The organism is Vibrio sp. 1249-1, from assembly GCF_033340495.1.
This window is the reverse complement of the sequence record NZ_JAWOWJ010000356.1, coordinates 1-820: the sequence shown is the minus strand read 5'-3', so window position 1 is coordinate 820 and position 820 is coordinate 1. Positions and strand designations below refer to the sequence as shown.

Below are 820 nucleotides of genomic sequence, written 5' to 3'. Positions count from 1 at the left end.
TGACTCTAGAAGGGGATTTCGAAGCGGGTAGCATTACCGTTCCTTCGCGTAAGTTTCTCGATATTTGCCGTGGCTTGCCAGACGATGCGATCATCACTTTTGTGTTAGAAGGCGATCGCGTGCAAGTTCGTTCTGGTCGCAGCCGTTTCTCACTGGCAACGCTACCAGCGAATGACTTCCCGAACATTGAAGATTGGCAAAGTGAAGTTGAAGTATCACTGAGCCAAGCGGATCTGCGTACGCTTATCGACAAAACTCAGTTCTCGATGGCAAACCAAGACGTACGTTACTACCTCAACGGTATGTTGTTTGAAATCGATGGCACGACACTGCGTAGTGTGGCGACCGACGGTCACCGTATGGCAGTATCGCAAACTCAACTAGGTGCTGACTTCGCCCAAAAGCAAATCATCGTGCCACGCAAAGGTGTGCAGGAATTGGTTAAGCTGATGGATGCGCCAGAGCAACCTGTCGTTTTGCAAATTGGCAGCTCAAACGTGCGTGCAGAAGTGAACAACTTTATCTTCACGTCTAAACTGGTTGATGGCCGTTTCCCTGACTATCGCCGCGTATTACCGCAACATACCAACAAAACACTGATCGCAAGTTGTGATGAATTGCGCCAAGCGTTCTCGCGTGCTGCGATTCTTTCTAACGAAAAGTTCCGTGGTGTGCGTGTTAACTTAGCGGGCAGCGAAATGCGCATTACGGCAAACAACCCAGAGCAGGAAGGAGCCGAAGAGATGCTGGATGTGACCTTTGAAGGTGACCCAATCGAAATCGGCTTCAACGTTAGCTACGTGTGGGATGTGCTGAACAC

Annotated in this window: 1 protein-coding gene; it reads left to right on the top strand. The window is 49.9% G+C overall.

From position 1 onward, the window contains the following. Positions 1 to 820: DNA polymerase III subunit beta (dnaN, locus tag R7Z50_RS26340; protein WP_318149593.1), on the top strand; the 820-nt coding region annotated here is incomplete at both ends.